General features: G+C 65.5%; 17 protein-coding genes. 9 read left to right on the top strand and 8 right to left on the bottom strand.

Translation table 11 applies throughout. The features are described 5' to 3' along the window. The 3 genes from MGMSRV2_RS20640 to rfbA are packed head-to-tail and all read right to left on the bottom strand — an operon-like array spanning position 1 to position 2,221. Positions 1-654 carry a NeuD/PglB/VioB family sugar acetyltransferase gene (locus MGMSRV2_RS20640; protein ID WP_024082330.1) on the bottom strand — a complete coding sequence of 218 codons (654 nt, stop codon included), beginning with the start codon at positions 652-654 and terminating at the stop codon, positions 1-3. Further along, positions 651-1,349, bottom strand: a complete 699-nt coding sequence (locus tag MGMSRV2_RS20635) for an SDR family oxidoreductase (protein WP_024082329.1) — start codon at positions 1,347-1,349, stop codon at positions 651-653. Before MGMSRV2_RS20635 ends, MGMSRV2_RS20640 begins: the two co-directional genes overlap by 4 nt. Further along, positions 1,346-2,221, bottom strand: a complete 876-nt coding sequence (rfbA, locus tag MGMSRV2_RS20630; protein ID WP_024082328.1) for a glucose-1-phosphate thymidylyltransferase RfbA — start codon at positions 2,219-2,221, stop codon at positions 1,346-1,348. The genes MGMSRV2_RS20635 and rfbA overlap by 4 nt, the downstream gene beginning before the upstream one ends. 82 nt (positions 2,222-2,303) lie before the next feature. On the opposite strand from rfbA, the gene MGMSRV2_RS20625 reads away from it, so the two are divergent. The 5 genes from MGMSRV2_RS20625 to galE all read left to right on the top strand — a co-directional run bounded on the left by MGMSRV2_RS20625 (position 2,304) and on the right by galE (position 6,375). Next, a complete protein-coding gene (locus tag MGMSRV2_RS20625) occupies positions 2,304-3,392 on the top strand; it encodes a DegT/DnrJ/EryC1/StrS family aminotransferase (RefSeq protein WP_024082327.1) in 1,089 nt (362 codons plus the stop codon). Then, positions 3,389-4,330 carry a hypothetical protein gene (locus tag MGMSRV2_RS20620; RefSeq protein WP_024082326.1) on the top strand — a complete coding sequence of 314 codons (942 nt, stop codon included), beginning with the start codon at positions 3,389-3,391 and terminating at the stop codon, positions 4,328-4,330. The genes MGMSRV2_RS20625 and MGMSRV2_RS20620 overlap by 4 nt, the downstream gene beginning before the upstream one ends. 41 nt (positions 4,331-4,371) lie before the next feature. Continuing rightward, a complete protein-coding gene (locus MGMSRV2_RS21305; protein ID WP_144084354.1) occupies positions 4,372-4,554 on the top strand; it encodes a hypothetical protein in 183 nt (60 codons plus the stop codon). 3 nt (positions 4,555-4,557) lie between these two features. Continuing rightward, entirely contained in the window at positions 4,558-5,319 is a 762-nt protein-coding gene (locus tag MGMSRV2_RS20615) for an HAD family hydrolase (RefSeq protein ID WP_024082324.1), read from the top strand. Positions 5,320-5,403: 84 nt separating this feature from the next. Next, complete coding sequence (galE, locus tag MGMSRV2_RS20610) at positions 5,404-6,375, top strand: UDP-glucose 4-epimerase GalE (RefSeq protein ID WP_197538546.1); 972 nt, start codon at positions 5,404-5,406, stop codon at positions 6,373-6,375. A 5-nt stretch (positions 6,376-6,380) separates the two neighbouring features. Here the strand turns inward: galE and MGMSRV2_RS20605 are convergent, their stop codons facing one another. Beyond that, the gene (locus tag MGMSRV2_RS20605) at positions 6,381-7,739 is read right to left on the bottom strand and encodes a radical SAM/SPASM domain-containing protein (RefSeq protein WP_084028187.1); all 1,359 of its coding nucleotides are present in this window, start codon (positions 7,737-7,739) and stop codon (positions 6,381-6,383) included. After that, positions 7,736-9,979, bottom strand: coding sequence for a tetratricopeptide repeat protein (locus tag MGMSRV2_RS20600; protein WP_024082321.1), 2,244 nt, complete (start codon positions 9,977-9,979; stop codon positions 7,736-7,738). Before MGMSRV2_RS20600 ends, MGMSRV2_RS20605 begins: the two co-directional genes overlap by 4 nt. A gap of 142 nt (positions 9,980-10,121) precedes the next feature. Here MGMSRV2_RS20600 and MGMSRV2_RS20595 point away from each other — a divergent pair, with 142 nt between their 5' ends. Together MGMSRV2_RS20595 and MGMSRV2_RS20590 are read left to right on the top strand one after the other, a co-directional pair. Further along, complete coding sequence (locus MGMSRV2_RS20595) at positions 10,122-10,835, top strand: sugar phosphate nucleotidyltransferase (RefSeq protein ID WP_024082320.1); 714 nt, start codon at positions 10,122-10,124, stop codon at positions 10,833-10,835. Further along, positions 10,832-11,716: a glycosyltransferase gene (locus tag MGMSRV2_RS20590; RefSeq protein WP_024082319.1), complete on the top strand. Its 885-nt coding sequence runs from the start codon at positions 10,832-10,834 to the stop codon at positions 11,714-11,716. The genes MGMSRV2_RS20595 and MGMSRV2_RS20590 overlap by 4 nt, the downstream gene beginning before the upstream one ends. Positions 11,717-11,724: 8 nt before the next feature. Here MGMSRV2_RS20590 and MGMSRV2_RS20585 read toward each other — a convergent pair whose 3' ends face one another. Genes MGMSRV2_RS20585 through MGMSRV2_RS20575 form a run of 3 tightly spaced genes read right to left on the bottom strand, consistent with a single transcriptional unit; the run spans position 11,725 to position 14,877 of the window. Continuing rightward, a complete protein-coding gene (locus MGMSRV2_RS20585) occupies positions 11,725-12,549 on the bottom strand; it encodes a class I SAM-dependent methyltransferase (protein ID WP_024082318.1) in 825 nt (274 codons plus the stop codon). Continuing rightward, positions 12,527-13,309 (bottom strand): WbqC family protein, encoded by a 783-nt coding sequence (locus tag MGMSRV2_RS20580; protein WP_024082317.1) that lies wholly within the window; start codon positions 13,307-13,309, stop codon positions 12,527-12,529. Before MGMSRV2_RS20580 ends, MGMSRV2_RS20585 begins: the two co-directional genes overlap by 23 nt. Further along, positions 13,309-14,877 carry a radical SAM/SPASM domain-containing protein gene (locus MGMSRV2_RS20575; protein WP_024082316.1) on the bottom strand — a complete coding sequence of 523 codons (1,569 nt, stop codon included), beginning with the start codon at positions 14,875-14,877 and terminating at the stop codon, positions 13,309-13,311. The genes MGMSRV2_RS20580 and MGMSRV2_RS20575 overlap by 1 nt, the downstream gene beginning before the upstream one ends. A 176-nt stretch (positions 14,878-15,053) precedes the next feature. Here MGMSRV2_RS20575 and MGMSRV2_RS20570 point away from each other — a divergent pair, with 176 nt between their 5' ends. Next, entirely contained in the window at positions 15,054-16,220 is a 1,167-nt protein-coding gene (locus MGMSRV2_RS20570; protein WP_024082315.1) for an aminotransferase class I/II-fold pyridoxal phosphate-dependent enzyme, read from the top strand. Positions 16,221-16,234: 14 nt separating this feature from the next. Beyond that, on the top strand, positions 16,235-17,113 hold the full coding sequence (locus tag MGMSRV2_RS20565; RefSeq protein WP_024082314.1) for an N-acetylneuraminate synthase family protein: 879 nt from the start codon (positions 16,235-16,237) through the stop codon (positions 17,111-17,113). The last annotated feature ends 4 nt before the right edge of the window (positions 17,114-17,117 follow it).

Here is a 17,117-nt window from a genome sequence, read left to right as displayed (position 1 = left end):
TCAGTTCTGTTTAGTGCCTGACGGTGCCGGCGGCAAGGCGCGCGCCGGATTGCCCCACATCGTGGCCCCGGCGGCCACCTCGGCCAACACCACCGTGCCGGCGGACAGCTTGGCCGCCACCCCCACCACAATGCGCGGCGCCACCACCGCCGCCGACCCCATCATGACGCCGTCGCCGAGCCGGGCGAAACCGTTGATCACCGCATGCGGGGAAATCACGCAAGCCGCCCCCAATTCGACATCGTGGCCGATACCGGCATGGGTATTGATCAGGCAATGGGGACCAAGCCGGACATTGAGGCCGATGCTGGCGAAGGGAGCGACGACACAGCCCGGCCCCAGCACCGAAGGCCGGGCCACATAGGCGAGCGGATGGATCAATTGGCCGAAATCGGCGCCGCGCACCGCCAGACGGGCGGCGATGGCGGCACGGTCGCCCGGATCGCCGACCGCCACCAGCACGGCGTCGTGCGGCATCGGCACATAGGAATCCACACTCGACAGCACCGGCACGTCCAGGCCGAAACCACGCGGGTCGGCGTCGGTATCGTCGAGGAAGCCACGCACCCGCAAGCCGGCGTCGCGGGCATAAACCGCCATCTCGCGGCCCAGACCGCCGGCGCCGGCGATGACGAAACAGGGGGCGCCGCTCACAACACCATCCCGCCATCGACGCCGATCACCTGACCGGTGACGTAGCCGGCGGCGTCGGAACACAAGAAGGCGATGATTTCGGCCACCTCGTCCGCCGTGCCGGCCCGCCCCAGGGGAATGGCGGCCAGCCGCTCGGCGGTGGTGGCGTCGTCGAGATGGCCGACCATGTCGGTGTCGATGAAACCGGGCGCCACGGCGTTGACGCGGATGTTATCGATGGCCAGTTCCTTGGCTGCCGACAAGGTAGCACCGACCACCCCGGCTTTCGAGGCGGCGTAGACGGTCTGACCGACATTGCCGCGCAGACCGACGATGGAGGACAGCGAGACGATGGCGCCGCCACCCGATCGCCGCATCAGCTTGGACGCCGCCTGGATGTTGTTGACCACCCCCATCAGATTGACCGCCAGCACCCGTTGCATCATGTCCTGGGCGATCATGCCCAAACGGGCGTCGCCCAGAATGCCGGCATTGTTGACCAGAATATCCAAACGACCGAAGCGTTTGTGCACCTGACGGTAAAGATCGATGACCTGGGCCGGATCGCCCATATCGGCGGCCAGATAATCGGGCGCCTCTTCGCCGCCCAGTCCGACGCGCAGCACGGTGGCGCCGCGCATCGTCAACAGCCGCGCCGTCGCCAAGCCGATGCCCCGCCCCGCTCCCGTCACCACCGCCACCTTGCCGTCCATCATGCCTCCCGCATTTCGGCCAGTACCGCCCGCAAATAGCGCCCATAGGACGTGTCGCCGGCATCGTGGGCCAAGACGGCGAAACGGTCCAGATCGATGAAGCCGCGCCTGAGCGCGATTTCTTCCAGGCAGGCCACCTTCAGACCCTGGCGGCCTTCCACCGTGCGGACGAATTCCGAGGCTTCCAGCAGACTGTCGTGGGTGCCGGCGTCGAACCAGGCGTAGCCGCGCCCGATCTTGACCATGGACAGCCGCTGCTGGGCGAGATAGCTGCCCAGCAGATCGACCATCTCCACCTCGCCTCGGGCCGAGGGCTTAAGCATGGCTCCGCGCGCGGCGGCATCGCCGTCGACCACATAAAGCCCGGTCATCGCCCAATCCGACAGCGGAGTCACCGGCTTTTCCTGCAACTTGTCGACCTTGCCGTCGGCGCCGAACGACACCACGCCGTAACGCTGGGGGTCGGTGACCCGGGTGCAGAAGCCGACGGCGCCGCGCCCCAGCATGGCCGAGGTCAGCAGGGCCCCCATGCCTTCGCCAAAGAACACGTTGTCACCCAGGATCATGGCGGTCCGTTCGCCCGCCATGTGATCGGCACCGATGGTAAAGGCCTGGGGCAGACCGCCGGGATGGTCCTGCACCGCATAGCCGATGCGGATACCCAGATGGCTGCCGTCGCCCAGCAGGTGCTGAAACAAAGGCTGATCGCGTGGGGTAGAAATCAGCAAGATGTCGTCGATGCCGGCCAACATCAGCACCGACAGCGGATAGAACACCATCGGCTTGTCGTAGACCGGCAGCAATTGCTTGCACACCGCCAAGGTCACCGGTCGCAGACGACTTCCCGTCCCGCCGGCAAGGATGATCCCCTTCATCACGCGCTCCCTTCTGGATGCCCGGCCATTTTGGCCGTATCTCACCAAGATTGGGTTAAGATTTCCATGCTAGGGTAAGGTCATGGACACGCCCGCCATCTCGGTCATGCGCCCCCGTTTGCCAGACGCCGACGCGCTGCTGCCCTATCTGCGCCGCATCGACCAGACACGACTTTATTCCAACATGGGACCGTTGGCCTGCGAACTGGCCGCCAGGCTGCAAGACCGTTTCAACGCTCCGGCGCATCCGGTGGCCAACGCCACCTTGGGCTTGGCGGCGACCTTGATGGCCTTCGGCCTTCCGGCCGGCAGCTTGTGCATGGTACCGGCCTGGACCTTCGCCGCCTCGGCCCACGCCATTCTCCTGGCCGGACTGGTTCCCTTTCTGGTCGATGTGGATGAAGCCAGCGGGATGCTCCGCCCCGACATGGCCGCCGATTATTGCGCTCGGGCTCCCGCTCCGGTCGGCGCGGTCATGCCGGTTTCCGCCTTCGGTCGCCCCGTGGACATGTCCGGCTGGCAGGACTTTCACCGCCGTCACCAAATTGCCGTGGCGGTCGACGCCGCCGCCGGGTTCGACACCGCCATGGGCGGCGATGTTCCCGTGGTGGTCAGCCTGCATGCGACCAAGGTGCTGGGCGCCGGCGAAGGCGCCTTCATCCTGTGCCGCGACACCCAATTTCTGCGCCGCTGCGCCGCCATCACCAATTTCGGCTTTTCCGGCGACCGCCACGCCCATATGGCCGGCATGAACGCCAAGCTCAGCGAATACCATGCAGCGACCGCCCTGGCGGCGCTGGACCAATGGCCCCAGAACCGTCGGGAAATCCTGGCCCTGACCGCAAGGCTGGCCGACATGCTGCCGCAGTCGATGGGATGGCGGGCGGAATTGACCCGCTCCTTCGCCGCCAACACCATGAACCTGGAATTCCCCGGCGGCTGGCAGGCGGCGGAACACCGCTTCACCGCCGCCGCCATCGAAACCCGCCGCTGGTGGGGGCCGGGCCTGCACCAGCAGGCGGCTTTCGCCCATTGTCCGCAAGTGCCGACGCCGGAAACCGACCGTCGAGCCGCCCAAACCCTTGGCCTGCCGTTTCATTGCGACCTGGACGGGGAAGCGGTGGAGCGGATCGCCGCCGCCGCCCGGGCAAGCTTGGACCCGGCACCGTGACCCCCGTCGCCCGACTGGAGGCGGCCCTGGCCGCCACCGTCGACAGTTCCGCCCCGCCCCCTCTTGCCGGTGGCGACATCGCCGATGTCATCGGATCGGTCCTGCACGCCTTCGCCCATTGGCTGCAAAGCCAATTGCCCGCTTCCGCCACGCCGCTATACGGGATCATGCGCGAGGGGCGTCTGCTGGCCCGTCTGCACCGTCGACACGGCGGAACCGCCGCCGAAATCTGGCTCAACCGCCGCCTGTGCATGAAGGCGGCGATCCTGTCCGCCGAGGATGACGAAGCGCTGCGGAACTTTCTGGTGCGCGGTCGCCGCCTGCCGCTCTCCCCCGCGCAAGCCGCCTGCGAACTGGGGCTACCGCCGCCGCTTTCGTCCCCGGGCTTGGCGCTGACCGCCGGAAGCGACAGCCTGGAGAGTTTTTTGGCCTGGCTGCGTCACCCCGCCCAGGCGACACCGCTGGCGCGGACCATGCGGGAACTGCGCTGGCGGCTGGTGGCCCATCTCGATCGCGTGGGCGCATTATCCGCCCCCCACCTATTCCTGACCGACCTTGGATACGCGGCCAACATCCAAAACGCCCTGGAAAAAATATTGCGTCATGAAGGCCGGACGATCCGTACCATCGGCCTCTATTTGCTCACCACGCCGGGGGCGCGCTGGGTCGGCGTCCGCGGCGGCGAGACGCGAGCATTCCTGGCCGAACTGGGGGAGCCGGCCTGGTTCACCCGCCTGTTCTCCCGCTCTCCCGAGCCGCTGGAGGCCCTGTGCGCCAGCGAGACGGGCCCCTTGCTGGACTGGAACCCGGATGGCACGCCCCATTGCGCCCCCTCCTTGCTACCGCCGGAACAATGCGCGGAGATGCGGGCCGTGCAGGAGGCCATCATCAACGCCCCCCCCCGGCACTTGACGTTGCCAGCGCCAGAATTCGCCTAGCCCGCTTTCTCGCCCTGCCGACCCTGGCGGAAAGCGCCACATTGGCACAGTGGCGCTACGAGGAAACCCTGACCGGAAACACTGTCGCCCTGGCCCGTCCCGTCACCGGATCACCTTGGCGAATGGGGCGGACGGACATGCCCTGGCCGGGCGCGGCGGCACGGATGGGCGGGGCTGACGACCGTCGATTGCTGAAACAGGCCGTCACCATGATGCGGGCGTGATCCATGGTCAAACCCGTCTCCCTGCGAGATTTGCGCCGCTTACTGGACGCGGCACCGCCTCGCCTGCTGTCCGTCGATCTGTTCGACACCGTCCTGTTACGGGGAACCCGACCCGAGTTCGTCCGCTTCGGCGATGTCGCCTTGCTCCAGCACCGCGCCCTGGGCGCCGCCTCACCCGGTGCGCCCCGCCTGCTGGAAGCCCGCCTGCGCCATACCCGCAATGCCTACGCCGCCGCCCGTGCGGTTGCGGGCGGCGGCGAGGTCCGTTTCGATGCCATCCTGGCCGAGATTTGCCACCAGTTCGTCTTGGATCCCGCCTGGATCGAGCGGTTGCGCCAGGTGGAACTGGATTACGAAGTCCGCCATCTGGCCGTCAACGGCGCGCTGGCTCGGGAAATCCGGTGCTGGGCCCAGGCCGGCATGTCCTGGGCGATCGTCAGCGACACCCCGCTGCGCGGCGTCGATCTGGCTTGGCTTTTGACCCGGCTGTCACCCGAACTGGCGCCCGATCGGATATTATCCAGCGCAGACAGGGCGCAAACCAAACGCGACGGCGGTTTGTACGACCACCTGATCCGACTGACCGGACTGGACCCAGTGGATATTCTGCATGTGGGCGACAACCTCCATTCCGACCTCCACATGGCGCACGACCGCCTGATCCGCGCGGCCTGGCTGCCGCGCTCCCCCTGGTGGCGCCTGATCCACCACATCCGCGCCGACCACAGCAGGAAAAAGTTGCGCCGCAAGGGACTGATCCCCTGAGCCCCTTAACCCAGGATTCAAGATTGCCCTTCTACGCTTAACCACATGAAACGCCGGAATGGACAGGGGATGATGGAACCTTGCGTGCTTGTTACCGGCGGAGCCGGCTATATCGGCAGCCACACATGCAAGGCGCTGGCCCAGGCCGGCTTTCGTCCGCTGACCGTGGACGACCTGAGCACCGGCCATGCCGATGCCGTGCGCTGGGGACCGTTTGAAGCCGGCGACATCGGCGATGCCGGCTTCATGGACGCCGTCCTGAACCGGTACCATCCCGTCGCCGCGTTGCATTTCGCCGGCAGCAGCATCGTCGAGGATTCCATCGTCGACCCCCTGCGCTATTACCATAACAACGTCGGCAAGACCCTGGTCCTGCTGGATCGCCTGCAAGCCCACGGCGTCCGGAACATCGTCTTCGCCAGCAGCGCCGCCGTCTATGGCGCCCGCCAGCCGTTCCCGACCGGCACCGCCGACCCGCAGCCCCCCCTGTCGCCCTATGGATATTCCAAGATGACGGTCGAGCGGGTCTTGCAGGACATGCGCGCCCAGGGATTGGTCAACGCCGTTTCCTTGCGTTACTTCAACGTCTGCGGCGCCGACCCCGATGGCGACATCGGCGAGGACCACGTCCCCGAGACCCACCTGATCCCCAACGTGGTGACGCTGGCGCGTACCGGCGGTCGATTGGCGGTCTACGGCACCGATTACCCTACCGCCGACGGCACCTGCGTCCGCGACTACATCCACGTGACCGATCTGGCCCACGCACAGGTTGAGGTGCTGCGGCGACTGCCGGCGAAAAACCTCGCCCCCAGCCTGGACCTTGGCCACGGGCGCGGTGCGTCCATCCTGGACGTGATCGCCGCCATGTCCGGCAGCCGGGGCATCAGCCTGGACTGGTACGACGCCGGACGACGCCGGGGCGACCCCGCCGTGCTGGTGGCCGAGGCGGAAATCCTGCCCCGCCTTCTGGGCTATACGCCGCGGTTTTCCGACATGGCGACCATCTTGGACACGACATGGAAATGGCAAACCGCCAGGATGACGCAGCCCTGAGGGGGTCAACCTTCCTCGGCCAGCGGTTGCAGGGGGGGGGCGCGATCGGTGCCGCGATCATCGCCATGCAGGTAAAAGCGGACACTCGCCGTCGGCAGCGTGTTGGGCAATGCGATCGACATATCCTCGCCGCCGCTGACGCGGGCATAGGCGATGGCGGCGCCCGCTGCGTAGGCGACGACCATCCTTCCGGTCGAGCCCGGCGACGGTGACAATCGAACACGGCGGCTGTCGCGGTGGCGTTCAAGCCCGCGCATGACGGCCGCGCGGCAGTAATGGACAGTACTTTCGCAATTGTTCGGTTGCACCGCGTCAAGGGCACGGGCCAGAACCAACGTCCGCTCGAACACCTCTTCCCAGTTTTCGGGCAATTCGCTGGCGGGATCGTCGAACATATCCAGGCGCTCGAACAACGGGAAGCTTTCGGACGGGTACACCTTGGCCGGAATTTCCCGTTCCAGGCAAAAACTCAGAAAATCGGGCAGATGTGCCAGATTCTTCTTTTGCAGCAAGCATGAGACGTAAAGCCTGAACCCCGGATTGGATCGGCTGATGGCCCGATAGGTCTCGACGTTGCGCCGGGTGTCCTCCCAGACGGCACCGGCGCGGATGTCCTCATACAGCGCCTTGTCGACGGCGTCGAGCGATACCGACACGAATCCGGAAATCCGCTCGAACAGCTTGACCAACGCGGTATCGAGGATGGTACCGTTGGAAACCATGCCGACGTTAAGGTTGGGATTGGCATCGATGTCCAGGTCGGACAGCCAGCGTCGGAAATCCTGCTGGACCGTGGGTTCCCCGCCGATCCAGTCGATCCGCATCAAGGTCGGCATCAATTGCGTGACCATCTCCATGCCCTTGGCACCGAGCTTGATTCCCTTCTGATCCCACTGGAAGCAAAAGGTGCAATCGATATTGCACAAGGTCGAGGGGAAGTATTGCAGAACTACCGGCTTGGCCAGCTGAACAATGGCGCCACTCTGCATTTCCGCCAGCGCCAGCGCCTGGTTTGCCGACGCCGGACTGTTCTCGCTGCCCGACCGTACCGGGAATTCCCACGCAATGGGCGCGCCCTCGACGGCGACGACCTTGCAGCCTTCGCAGGGCGTCCCCGACAGGTCGCCCGCCACCCAGGCCCGGCGCAGACGCTGCCAGGCTTCGCCGTTCCAGATTTCCATCAACGACCGCTCGTTCAAGTTCCCAAACGCGCCGGCATCGTTGACATGGCAACAGGGGCGCACCGTCCCCCTATAGTCGACATTCACCTGCATCCACACGAACGCGCAGGGGCGTTCCAAGCGAGTCGTCGGCGCTTCGGCCTTCACACCCATATTTCTCTCCTTTGCCGGCACGACCGTCACCCGTGGCGTTCTTGCCGGGTATGGTCGGCCCAAAGCATTTGCAGCACACGCTCCAGATCGGCGGCGGTTCGTCCTTCACGCAACAACAAGGACGTGGACAGCAGCGGGCGCAACCGGGCGCGCCAGGATACCAGGAGATCGGGGTCCGCCGCCAGCGCAGCGGCGCGGCGGACGTAGTCGTCCTCGTCCCTGGCCACCAACGTGTCCGCCCCCAGGCCGCGCAGCAGCATCGCCCCGGTCTGCCCCGCCTCGCCGTCCCCTTGCAAGGCGATCAGCGGCACCCCCATCCACACCGTCAGCAGCGAGGTGGTCCCGCCGCCATAGGGAAACGGATCAAGGGCGATGTCGATCTCGGCGAACAAATCCAGGAAACGGTCCAACGAGCAGGTTGGGCGTAGGTCAAGACGGTCGGGATCAATCCCCCAGCCGGCCACCCGATCACGCCATTCGGCCCGGACCGTGGCGGCATCGCCGCCGGGCGTCACCAGCAAAAACCGGGATGCGGGAACCTGGCGCAGCAAGGCTGCCCAGGTTTCGTAGACCCGCTCCCCGAGTTTCGAGCTCTTGTTGAGCGAGGCGAACACCAGCGGACGCCCGGCAAGCATGGGCGGCGGCGATACATCCGGGCTGTTCGCCGGCGGCTGGAAAGCGGGGATTACGGTCAGTAGCTTTTCCGTGCTGTGGGCGATATCTGCGGTCGAGGCGGGATAGCCGATGATACGGTAATCCATGCGGCCGAGGCCGGTGGTGGCCGGATAGCCCAGCCAGGAGATCTGGATGGGCGCCGGCTTGCGCGCGAAGACGGGCAGGCCGTTGAAAGCGGTATGCCCGGCCAGGTCGACCAGGATGTCGATGCCGTCGCCATGAATGATGCCAGCGGCGCTGTCGGCATCCATCCCCGACAAGTCACGCCAGCCGTGGGCCATGCACCGCAGGCGGTCCGAGGTATCGTCCTGGAGCGCTCGGGTCATGTAGAGATGGCATTCCACCCCCCGCTTCACCAGTCCCGCCAAAACCGGCTCGAAGAAGAAGGCGATGGCGTGGGTCCGCAGATCCGGCGAGACGAAACCAAGTCGGGGACGGTGCGCCGCGTCGTCGGCGGTGGGCCGGTGATGGACGAAAGGCTCGACCCGACTTTCCTGCCGATGACCGTATTCCAGGTGCTCGGCGAACACCTCGTCCGCCGACAATCCCTCGCCATGAACCAAAGCCATCAACAGATTGCTGTGGATCACCGGATTGAAGGGATCGAGCGTCAACGCCCGGCGAAACTGTGCCGCCGCCCGCCCGGCATCCCCGCGCTGGGCATACAATGCCCCCAGGTTGCAGGAGACCTCGACATCGGCGGGGTCCATGGCGACCGCGCGCTCGAAACATTCACCGGCACGGTCCAGATCGTTGCGGCGCGAATACAGCAGCCCCGTCAGGTTGACCAAGGCCGTCTCGCCGGGTAGGCGGGACGCCGCGTCCAGCAAGGATGCCGCCATTTCCTCCAGCCGATGGGACTGGTGCAGCAGATGGCCCAGGTTGACCAGACATTCCACATGGCCCGGTTCCAGTTCCAGACCTCGCCGATAATAGCGCTCGGCATCCTCGGCGCCCCCCATGTCGCCGGCGATATTGCCCAAGGCCGAAGCCAGCGGGGCCGATGGCTTCATCGCCCAAGCCCGCTCCAGCCTCTCGCGCCCGGGCTCGTCCCGGCGCCGGCGCCGCAAGGCCTGGGCCAGAGCGACGGCGGCCTCGGTCCAATCCGGTTGAAGATCGCAAGCGTGGCACAACGCGTCGATGGCACCATCCACCTGCCCCAGATCCAGCAAAGCATTGCCAAGGTTGAACCAAGCCAGACGATGGGCGGGGTCAGACGCCACCACCCGCCGCAACAGGTCCGGAACCTCGTCGATCCGCCCCTGCCGGCGCAGAACCCAGGCCAGATTGTAAAGCGCGCCGACATGATCGGGGGCGATCGCCAGAGCTTGCCGGCAAAATTCCACCGCACCATCCAGATCGCCGCGGTCCAAGGCGGTGACCGCCAGGGCGTAAAACGGCATGGGGTCGTGCGGACGCAATCCCCCGGCCCGATGGAAAGACTGTTCGGCGCCCTCCCCATCGCCAAGGCGCAGACGAACCTGCCCCAACATCATGCAGACGTCGAAATCATCCGGCTGACGTCGCAGATGGGCGTCCAGCGCCGCCGCGGCCTCGGCCCAGCGTCCTTGCTGCAGCAAATCGTTCAGGGTCATCGGCAGCCGTCGATCCACTGTGAAAGACACCTTTCCCGGACCATAGCGCCCGCCTTCTCCGAGTCAACCCAGCGACACGTTGACACCCGGCCTCGGTCACCGCCAGTATCGCCGAGAAACATTCCGCCAGAAAGGCATACTCATGAGCGAAGCTCCCCTGGCCGGCCTGGACGTGGCCGTACTTGCCGGCGGACTGGGTACCCGCATCAGACCCGTCCTGGGCATGGTCCCAAAGGTACTGGCTCCCATCGGCGACCGCCCGTTCCTGGACATCCTGCTCGACTGGCTGGAAAACGCCGGCGCCCGCCGTATCGTCCTGTGCCTGGGGCACTTGGCCGACAAGGTGGAAAGCTGGCTGGACACGTGCCCGCCCCGTATCGCCCAGGTGGTCGTTGCCGTCGAGCCTATCCCCCTGGGCACCGCCGGGGCGTTGGCGCGGCATCGTCCACTGCTGACCAGCGACCCGGTCCTGGTCATCAACGGCGACACCTTGGTCGATGCCGACCTTGAACAATTCGTCACCGTGCACCGCACCCATGCTCCCCAGGCCAGCATGTTATGCGCGCAAGTCGACGATGCGCGCAGCTACGGCAGCGTCACCACCGATCCCGACGGCATGGTCAAAGCCTTCACCGAAAAGGCCGACACCGTCCCCGGTCCGGGATTGGTCAACGCCGGATTGTACCTGCTCTCATCGGCGCTTTTGGACCACATCGCCCGCACTGCCCCCACATCGCTGGAGCGCGACGTCCTGCCCGGCCTGAGCCGCCTGCTGGCGGTGCCGCAGCCGGTCACCTTCACCGATATCGGCACGCCCGAGCGTCTGGCGGCCCTCCGGCTGAGCGGAGCATCATGACCAGCCCCCCCAGACTGTCGGTGCTGTCGACAAACCGCAACATGGCCCACTGGCTGCCGGAAACCCTGGACAGCATCTTTCGTCAAAGCTTCGACGGCTTCGAGGCGATCATGGTGGACGGCGCCTCGACCGATGCCTCCGTCGACGTTCTCGCCGCCTATCCCCGCCTGCGCTGGATTTCCGAGCCCGACGCCAACGCCAACGAAGGCTTCGACAAAGCCATCGCCATGGCGCGGGGCGAATACGTGACCTTCTGCCCGGTCTCCGACGGGTATCTGTCTCGCAACTGGTTCGCCCGCGCCGTCGCCGAACTGGACGCCGACCCAAGCCTGTCGCTGGTTTGGGGCGCCGATGCGTTGATGACCGAGGACGGCGACCTGTACGGATTGGTCTTTCCCCAATTCCACCGCAAGCCGGCGCCATGCGGTCGCGACTTTCTGCCTTATTGGCTGGGAACCCATCTGTGGTTTCCCGAGCAGAACTACGTCATCCGCCGCTCGGTGCTGTCCCGGCTGTGGCCCAGCCGCCGCTCCCCCAGCTATTTCGACCACTGGAACCCGTTCCTGCGGATCATCCTGGGCTTTCACACCGGGGGCTATCTATCCAAGTTCCTACCGATCATCCCCAACTGGCGGCGCCTGCATGTTGATTCGGTCACCGAGGCGACCAAGGAACACGGATTGCGTACCCTGACCCAATACGTGGATGAAATCGACGCCTATGGCCGGGCGGTGCTGAACGGAAGCGTCCGCCACCTGTTCCGCGCCGGCGACGGCACGAAAATCGGCGCGGTGGAACTCCATGAGCTGCCGGAACTGACCGAACGCATCGCGCACTGGCGCACCAGCCATCCGGTGCACGGGCCGCGCAATCTAGGATGAGCCGGCTGTCAGCCGGACAAGGGACGCGGCGGCGGCTCGTCGTTCCGCCCAGACAACCACAATTCGGACAGATGGTTGAAATAGCGTAATTCCTCGCCCCTCGGGCCAGCGACGCGGTCCGCCTCGACCACCGCCCCCGGCTCTGCCAGATGCCAACCCAGCCAGCCGACCGGATGGATGCGGGTCAAGGGCTGCGGCGCCGCGCCGCGCAGGCAACCGCCAGCCGGAGCGGAGGCCAGGAGGGGGGCCAGGGCCGAATCGTCCCAGGCGGCGTCATCAATGAACAACAATAGGTTCTGCCGGTACCACCACTCGATCTCCACATCCAGCCACAGCGACGACCGCAAGACGTCGTGCACGCCGTAACCCTGGCGGCGAAACAGTTGCGCCCAATATTCCGGCCAATTTTCATGGACATGGCCGGTGCCGCCCTGATAGGGGAGCGCGGCGGCGAAGACCACCACCGGCGCCAGCCGGCACAAATCGGCGACGAAGCCCGGTCCCCGCCCGGCGGGCAGATGCTCGACCACCTCCACAGATACCGCCAAATCGAAACGGCGGTCCACGGTAATGGGAACGGCAAGATCAACGGCCCGGAAGCACGCCGCCGGAACGTGCAGCATCCCAGTGTCGACATGCGGGCCGTCCAACCCCACCACCTCCGCGTCCCCCTGTTCGAGAAAGGCGGCCAGCCAAGTCCCCACCCCGCAGCCCACATCCACCACGGAGCGCGGCTTCAGCAATTGGTGCAGCAACCGCACCACCCGAGCGGCGGAGCGGCGGCTGCCGTCCTGCTGGGCGCGGTAGAAATCACGGTCGTATCGGTTGTCCATCACCGTCCCCTCGCGGATACATCACTCCCAAGCGCCACTCGGCCGGTCGACCCGACAAGACGATATCGCGGGCGGCCGGACCGTGCCAGAACAGACAATCCACCACCGACAGATGCGAGACGAAAGCGGCGTCCGCATCGCCTTGACCATAGACGGGATGGTCGTAATCCTGAAACACGAAGCCGATCCCCTGATCCAGGAATTTGCCCGGCTGGATATAAGGGGCGGAACCGTTGTTGGCCAGATAGAGGGTCGCCCCCAATCGCCGGCACAGCCCCACCAGCTTGTCATCCTTGCTGCCGGACACCGCGAACTGCGAACTGCGGACCAACCGGGCGGCGATCCCCAATTGTCCACACAGGACTTCCAGCAAGTCCATGTTCAAGGCGGTCAGATTGTCGCCCTCGGCTCCAATCACCCGTTCCAGCGCCGGGAAGTACGCGGCGAAATGGGGCGTCCGACCATAAAGCTGCTGCAGCGACGCCAACAGCTTGCTCCGCCAACGGCCCGCCTGGGCGATGCGGATGTCATGGATCAACCCTCCGCCGGCATCATGCTGTACGGGAACGGTCGCCCATTGCCAGCCGCGAGGATGCGGGCTGCGCAGCCGGTTGCGATTGACCCAACCGTTCTTGGAATAGGCGACATCGTCCAGCATGACGAAAACATCGGCACGTGCCGCCATCTCGAAATAGCCGGTCCACGGGATGAAATGCGGCTGGCAGATGGCGACGACACGTTCGGAGGAGGCTGGCGGCATCACTCCTCCCGCCCCCGCAGATCGCGAACCACCTTTTCGTACCCCAGCGCCCAAGGCGAGGCCTGCCAGTCCCGGCACTCCCGGCAAATGGAATCCGCCCGGAAGTCGTTGTTGAGATGCTGCATGCGGTGGTCATGGTAGAAATCGTCGTGCCACTGTGCCTGGATCGGACTGTCCGTCAGCGGGCGGTTCACCAGCCCCCCCTGCCAATCGATGGGGCATGCCTTCAGTTCGCCTCCGTACCCGATCACCACCCGCCGCCACAGATGTGGACATGGCCAGCGCCCGGGCTCGGGCCCATCCGCCCCGCCGGCGACGCCATTCAGGCCGACATTGGAATTAAGCTCGCGGATCAGAACCTTGTCGACCAGCGGCACCCATTGAGCCTGGAAATCCTCGACCTCGTGCGCATTGCCCGGCTGGCGGACGAAACTGGTCATCACCTTCAGGTCCGATCCGCTTTGCCGCCGCAGTTCCAACAAGCGCAGCACATTGTCGCGCACCTGCCGGAAAGACAGCCCGACCCGAATTTTCCTGAAGGTGTCCTCGCTGGCGGCATCGATGGAGACATCGACCATGAAGGTGCCGCTGGTCAGCAGACGGCGGGCATTGGCGTCATTGAGAGCGGCGCCGTTGGTGGTCAGGCCCACCGGCCCCACGCCCTTAGCCGCCGCGTAATCCAACATGTCCCATATCCTGGGATGCAGGAGAGGCTCGCCGTCGGCGGTGATCCGCACGAAGTGGATCGGGCGGTCGACGCATTCATCGATGGCGCGCCTGAAGGCGTCGAAAGCCAAGAAGGTCGGGTTGTCCTGACCGACGAAACCAACCGATTGCGGACAATGGACGCAGGCGGCATTGCAGCGATTGGTCAGATCGAACATGACGTAAGTGGGAAAATCGGCGCATTCCCGACTTTCGAAACCATAAGGCGCGGCCATGCCACGCCTGTCAGTCATGGCGGCGCCAGGGGCGCCGACGTAACCGTGGGTTCCTGGGTCGGCCACCTCGAGATAGCCGGCCAGGGACCATGCCGGCGCGCGCGCCACCGCCGCGGCGGTACGGTCGGAAAAGCGCGTGTCCAGCAAATGATCCTCGTGGCTCACATATGCCCGCTGGTCATAGCGCACGCTAAAGGCGGTCGGATCGGCGACCATGGCCGCCAGAAACGCCGACATGCTGCCGACGTCGCCCCGCCGCAGCGCCTGGGGGGAATAGATCCGCACGCCGACCCCCACCGGCAACAGGCAATGTTCCCACTGGGTGAACATGTCAGGCCGAAAGCGCTCGAATTCGGCCAAGCCGTCCAGGGCGATCTCCACGTCCAGAAAAATCTGTTCGGCCTGAACATGAAGGACAGCCCCGGCGTCCGGAAAGGCGTCCAGAGCTTCACCCGGATGAGCAACGGGCCGCCATCCGCGCGGCCATCCGGACTGCGGATCATCGGTGAGCACCGCGACCATGCCGCCCAGGGCCGCGACACGCTCGACATAGCCGCTCAGCCTCCAGGCATCACGCAATGCCGGAGTCGCCGAAAAGGCCTCAACCAACACCAACAGATCGATCATGACACGTTCATATCCTTGGTCTTGGGTCCAGCCCCCACATGGCCAGAGGTAAAAAATGACACTCGTTTACTTCTGCTCTACACATTCGTCGCTAAAATGGCTGACTGAGGTGCAGAAAGCGCAGAAACCGTCGCCATGGCGGTTTCGTCAGGTAACTCTTATCGCGGAAGAAGCCCGTGTCAAAATTTTATCGCTATGGGTTCCAATGTATTGACGAAGACGACATTTCCGCTCTTTGCCAGGGGCTGAGGGGCGAACTGATCACCAATGGCCCGAACGTGGCCGCCTTCGAGGAAGCCATCGCCCGCCGCTGCGGCGCTGCCCACGCCGTCGCTGTTTCCTGCGGTTCGGCAGCCTTGCAACTGGCGGCCCAAGGCTGCGGATTGGGGCCCGGCAAGCGAGCCTGGACCTCGGCCATGACCTTCGTCGGCGCCGCCAACGCCATCGCCGCCACCGGGGCCGCTCCCGGTTTCGTCGACATCGACCCGCACAGCTTCAACGTTTCGCCGGAAACCTTCGAGGCCGCCCTGGTCGAGGCCGAACGGCGGGGCGAAACCCCCGACCTGTTCATCCCCGTCCATTTCGCCGGCCAGCCCTGCGACATGGAAGGCTTGGCCGCCGTCGCCCGGCGTTGGCGGGTGGCGATCATCGAGGATGCCTGCCATGCCCTGGGCGCCGCGGTGAACGGCCTCCCCGTGGGCGGCTGCCACAGTGGCAGCGCCGCCGCCTGCTTCAGCCTGCACCCAGTGAAGAGCATCACCACAGGCGAGGGCGGCCTGATCCTGACCAATGACGACGCCTTGGCAATGCGGCTGCGGCGGATGCGCAACCACGGCATCGGCATGCAGCCGACCTGCCCGGACGAGCCCTGGCGCCGGGAAATGACCGATATCGGTTTCAATTACCGGATGACCGAGTTCCAGGCCAGCTTGGGACTCAGCCAATTGAGCAAGCTCGATACCTTCCTGGCCCGGCGCCAGGCGCTGGCCGCATTGTACCGTCGAGCCTTCGCCCAGTGGCCCGTCCGCTTCCAACAGACCAATGCGTCCGACCGTCATGCCCACCACCTGCTGCCGGTGGTGTTCGACTTCGACGCCCTTGGCGTCGGCAAACGCGCCTTGTTCGACCAAGCGGCCGCACGGGGAATCTTCCTCGCCGTGCAATATTACCCGCCGCCCTTGCACGCTTATTACCGCCGTCAGGGTTTCGGCGACAATCAGTTCCCCGCCGCCGAGGACTTTTATCGACGGTCGTTCTGCCTGCCGATCCATCCGTCGCTCACCGAGGAGGACGTCGCCGACATCCATCGGCACCTCGGCGACGCAGTGGCGGCGGCCCGCTGACCGGGGGAAAGCGCATGGACCAGAATGATGCTGCATCGCGCAAGACGGTCAAGATCGGCGGCGTCGCCGTGGGCGACGGACATCCGGCGGCCATCGTCGCCGAATTGGGGGTCAACCATCTGGGTGATTTCGGTCGGGCCAAGGAGATGATCCATGCCGCCCACGAGGCCGGCGCCGACCTGATCAAGTTCCAGACCTATGTGGCGGAGGACCGCTACGACGTGACCGCCAACCCCAAGGGTCAGGCCTTCATCGACATGGTGCGCCCCTGGCAGTTCACCCGCGACCAGGAAACCGCCTTGTGGGACTACGCCCACGGCTTGGGTGTGCCGGTATTCACCTCGCCCTTCGACGCCGACAGCGTCGATTTCGCCGACAGCATGGGGTCGCTGGCCTTCAAGGTGGCCGCCTTCGAGATCACCAACCGGGCGTTGCTGCGCAAGATCGCCGACAAGGGCAAGCCGGTGGTGTTTTCCTGCGGCATGGCCAGTCTGGTGGATATCCGCGCCTGTACCCAATTGCTGGACGACCACGGTGTTCCCTACGTCATCTTGCACACCGTGTCGTCCTATCCGTTGGAAAAACGGCACAGCCAATTGCGGCGCATCCATGCCCTACGCCAATTGTTCGACTGCCCGATCGGGCATTCCGACCACACCGCCGGCACCGCCATTCCGCCCCTGGCCATCGCCGCCGGGGCCAACATGATCGAGAAGCATTTCACCACCACCCCCAAGCTGCGCCAGTCCGACAACTTTTTTTCCATCACCCCCGAGGAACTGGGCGAGATCGTCTTTGCCGTCCGTCAGGTGGAACGCTGGATGGGCGACGGTGCCTTCGGCATGCAGGAGACGGAAGAATACATGTACGCTTTCCGCCGCCACACGGAGTGAACCA

The sequence above is a fragment of the Magnetospirillum gryphiswaldense MSR-1 v2 genome, from assembly GCF_000513295.1.
GTDB classification, from domain to species: Bacteria; Pseudomonadota; Alphaproteobacteria; order Rhodospirillales; family Magnetospirillaceae; genus Magnetospirillum; species Magnetospirillum gryphiswaldense.
This window is presented reverse-complemented; position numbering and strand designations above follow the sequence as displayed.

Bases quoted from the DNA above. Each gene is read 5' to 3' on its own strand.
- MGMSRV2_RS20635 (WP_024082329.1), bottom strand. From the start codon at position 1,349: ATGATGGACGGCAAGGTGGCGGTGGTGACGGGAGCGGGGCGGGGCATC.
- rfbA (WP_024082328.1), bottom strand. From the start codon at position 2,221: ATGAAGGGGATCATCCTTGCCGGCGGGACGGGAAGTCGTCTGCGACCG.
- MGMSRV2_RS20625 (WP_024082327.1), top strand. From the start codon at position 2,304: ATGGACACGCCCGCCATCTCGGTCATGCGCCCCCGTTTGCCAGACGCC.
- MGMSRV2_RS20615 (WP_024082324.1), top strand. From the start codon at position 4,558: ATGGTCAAACCCGTCTCCCTGCGAGATTTGCGCCGCTTACTGGACGCG.
- MGMSRV2_RS20600 (WP_024082321.1), bottom strand. From the start codon at position 9,979: ATGACCCTGAACGATTTGCTGCAGCAAGGACGCTGGGCCGAGGCCGCG.
- MGMSRV2_RS20595 (WP_024082320.1), top strand. From the start codon at position 10,122: ATGAGCGAAGCTCCCCTGGCCGGCCTGGACGTGGCCGTACTTGCCGGC.
- MGMSRV2_RS20590 (WP_024082319.1), top strand. From the start codon at position 10,832: ATGACCAGCCCCCCCAGACTGTCGGTGCTGTCGACAAACCGCAACATG.
- MGMSRV2_RS20585 (WP_024082318.1), bottom strand. From the start codon at position 12,549: ATGGACAACCGATACGACCGTGATTTCTACCGCGCCCAGCAGGACGGC.
- MGMSRV2_RS20580 (WP_024082317.1), bottom strand. From the start codon at position 13,309: ATGCCGCCAGCCTCCTCCGAACGTGTCGTCGCCATCTGCCAGCCGCAT.
- MGMSRV2_RS20575 (WP_024082316.1), bottom strand. From the start codon at position 14,877: ATGATCGATCTGTTGGTGTTGGTTGAGGCCTTTTCGGCGACTCCGGCA.
- MGMSRV2_RS20565 (WP_024082314.1), top strand. From the start codon at position 16,235: ATGGACCAGAATGATGCTGCATCGCGCAAGACGGTCAAGATCGGCGGC.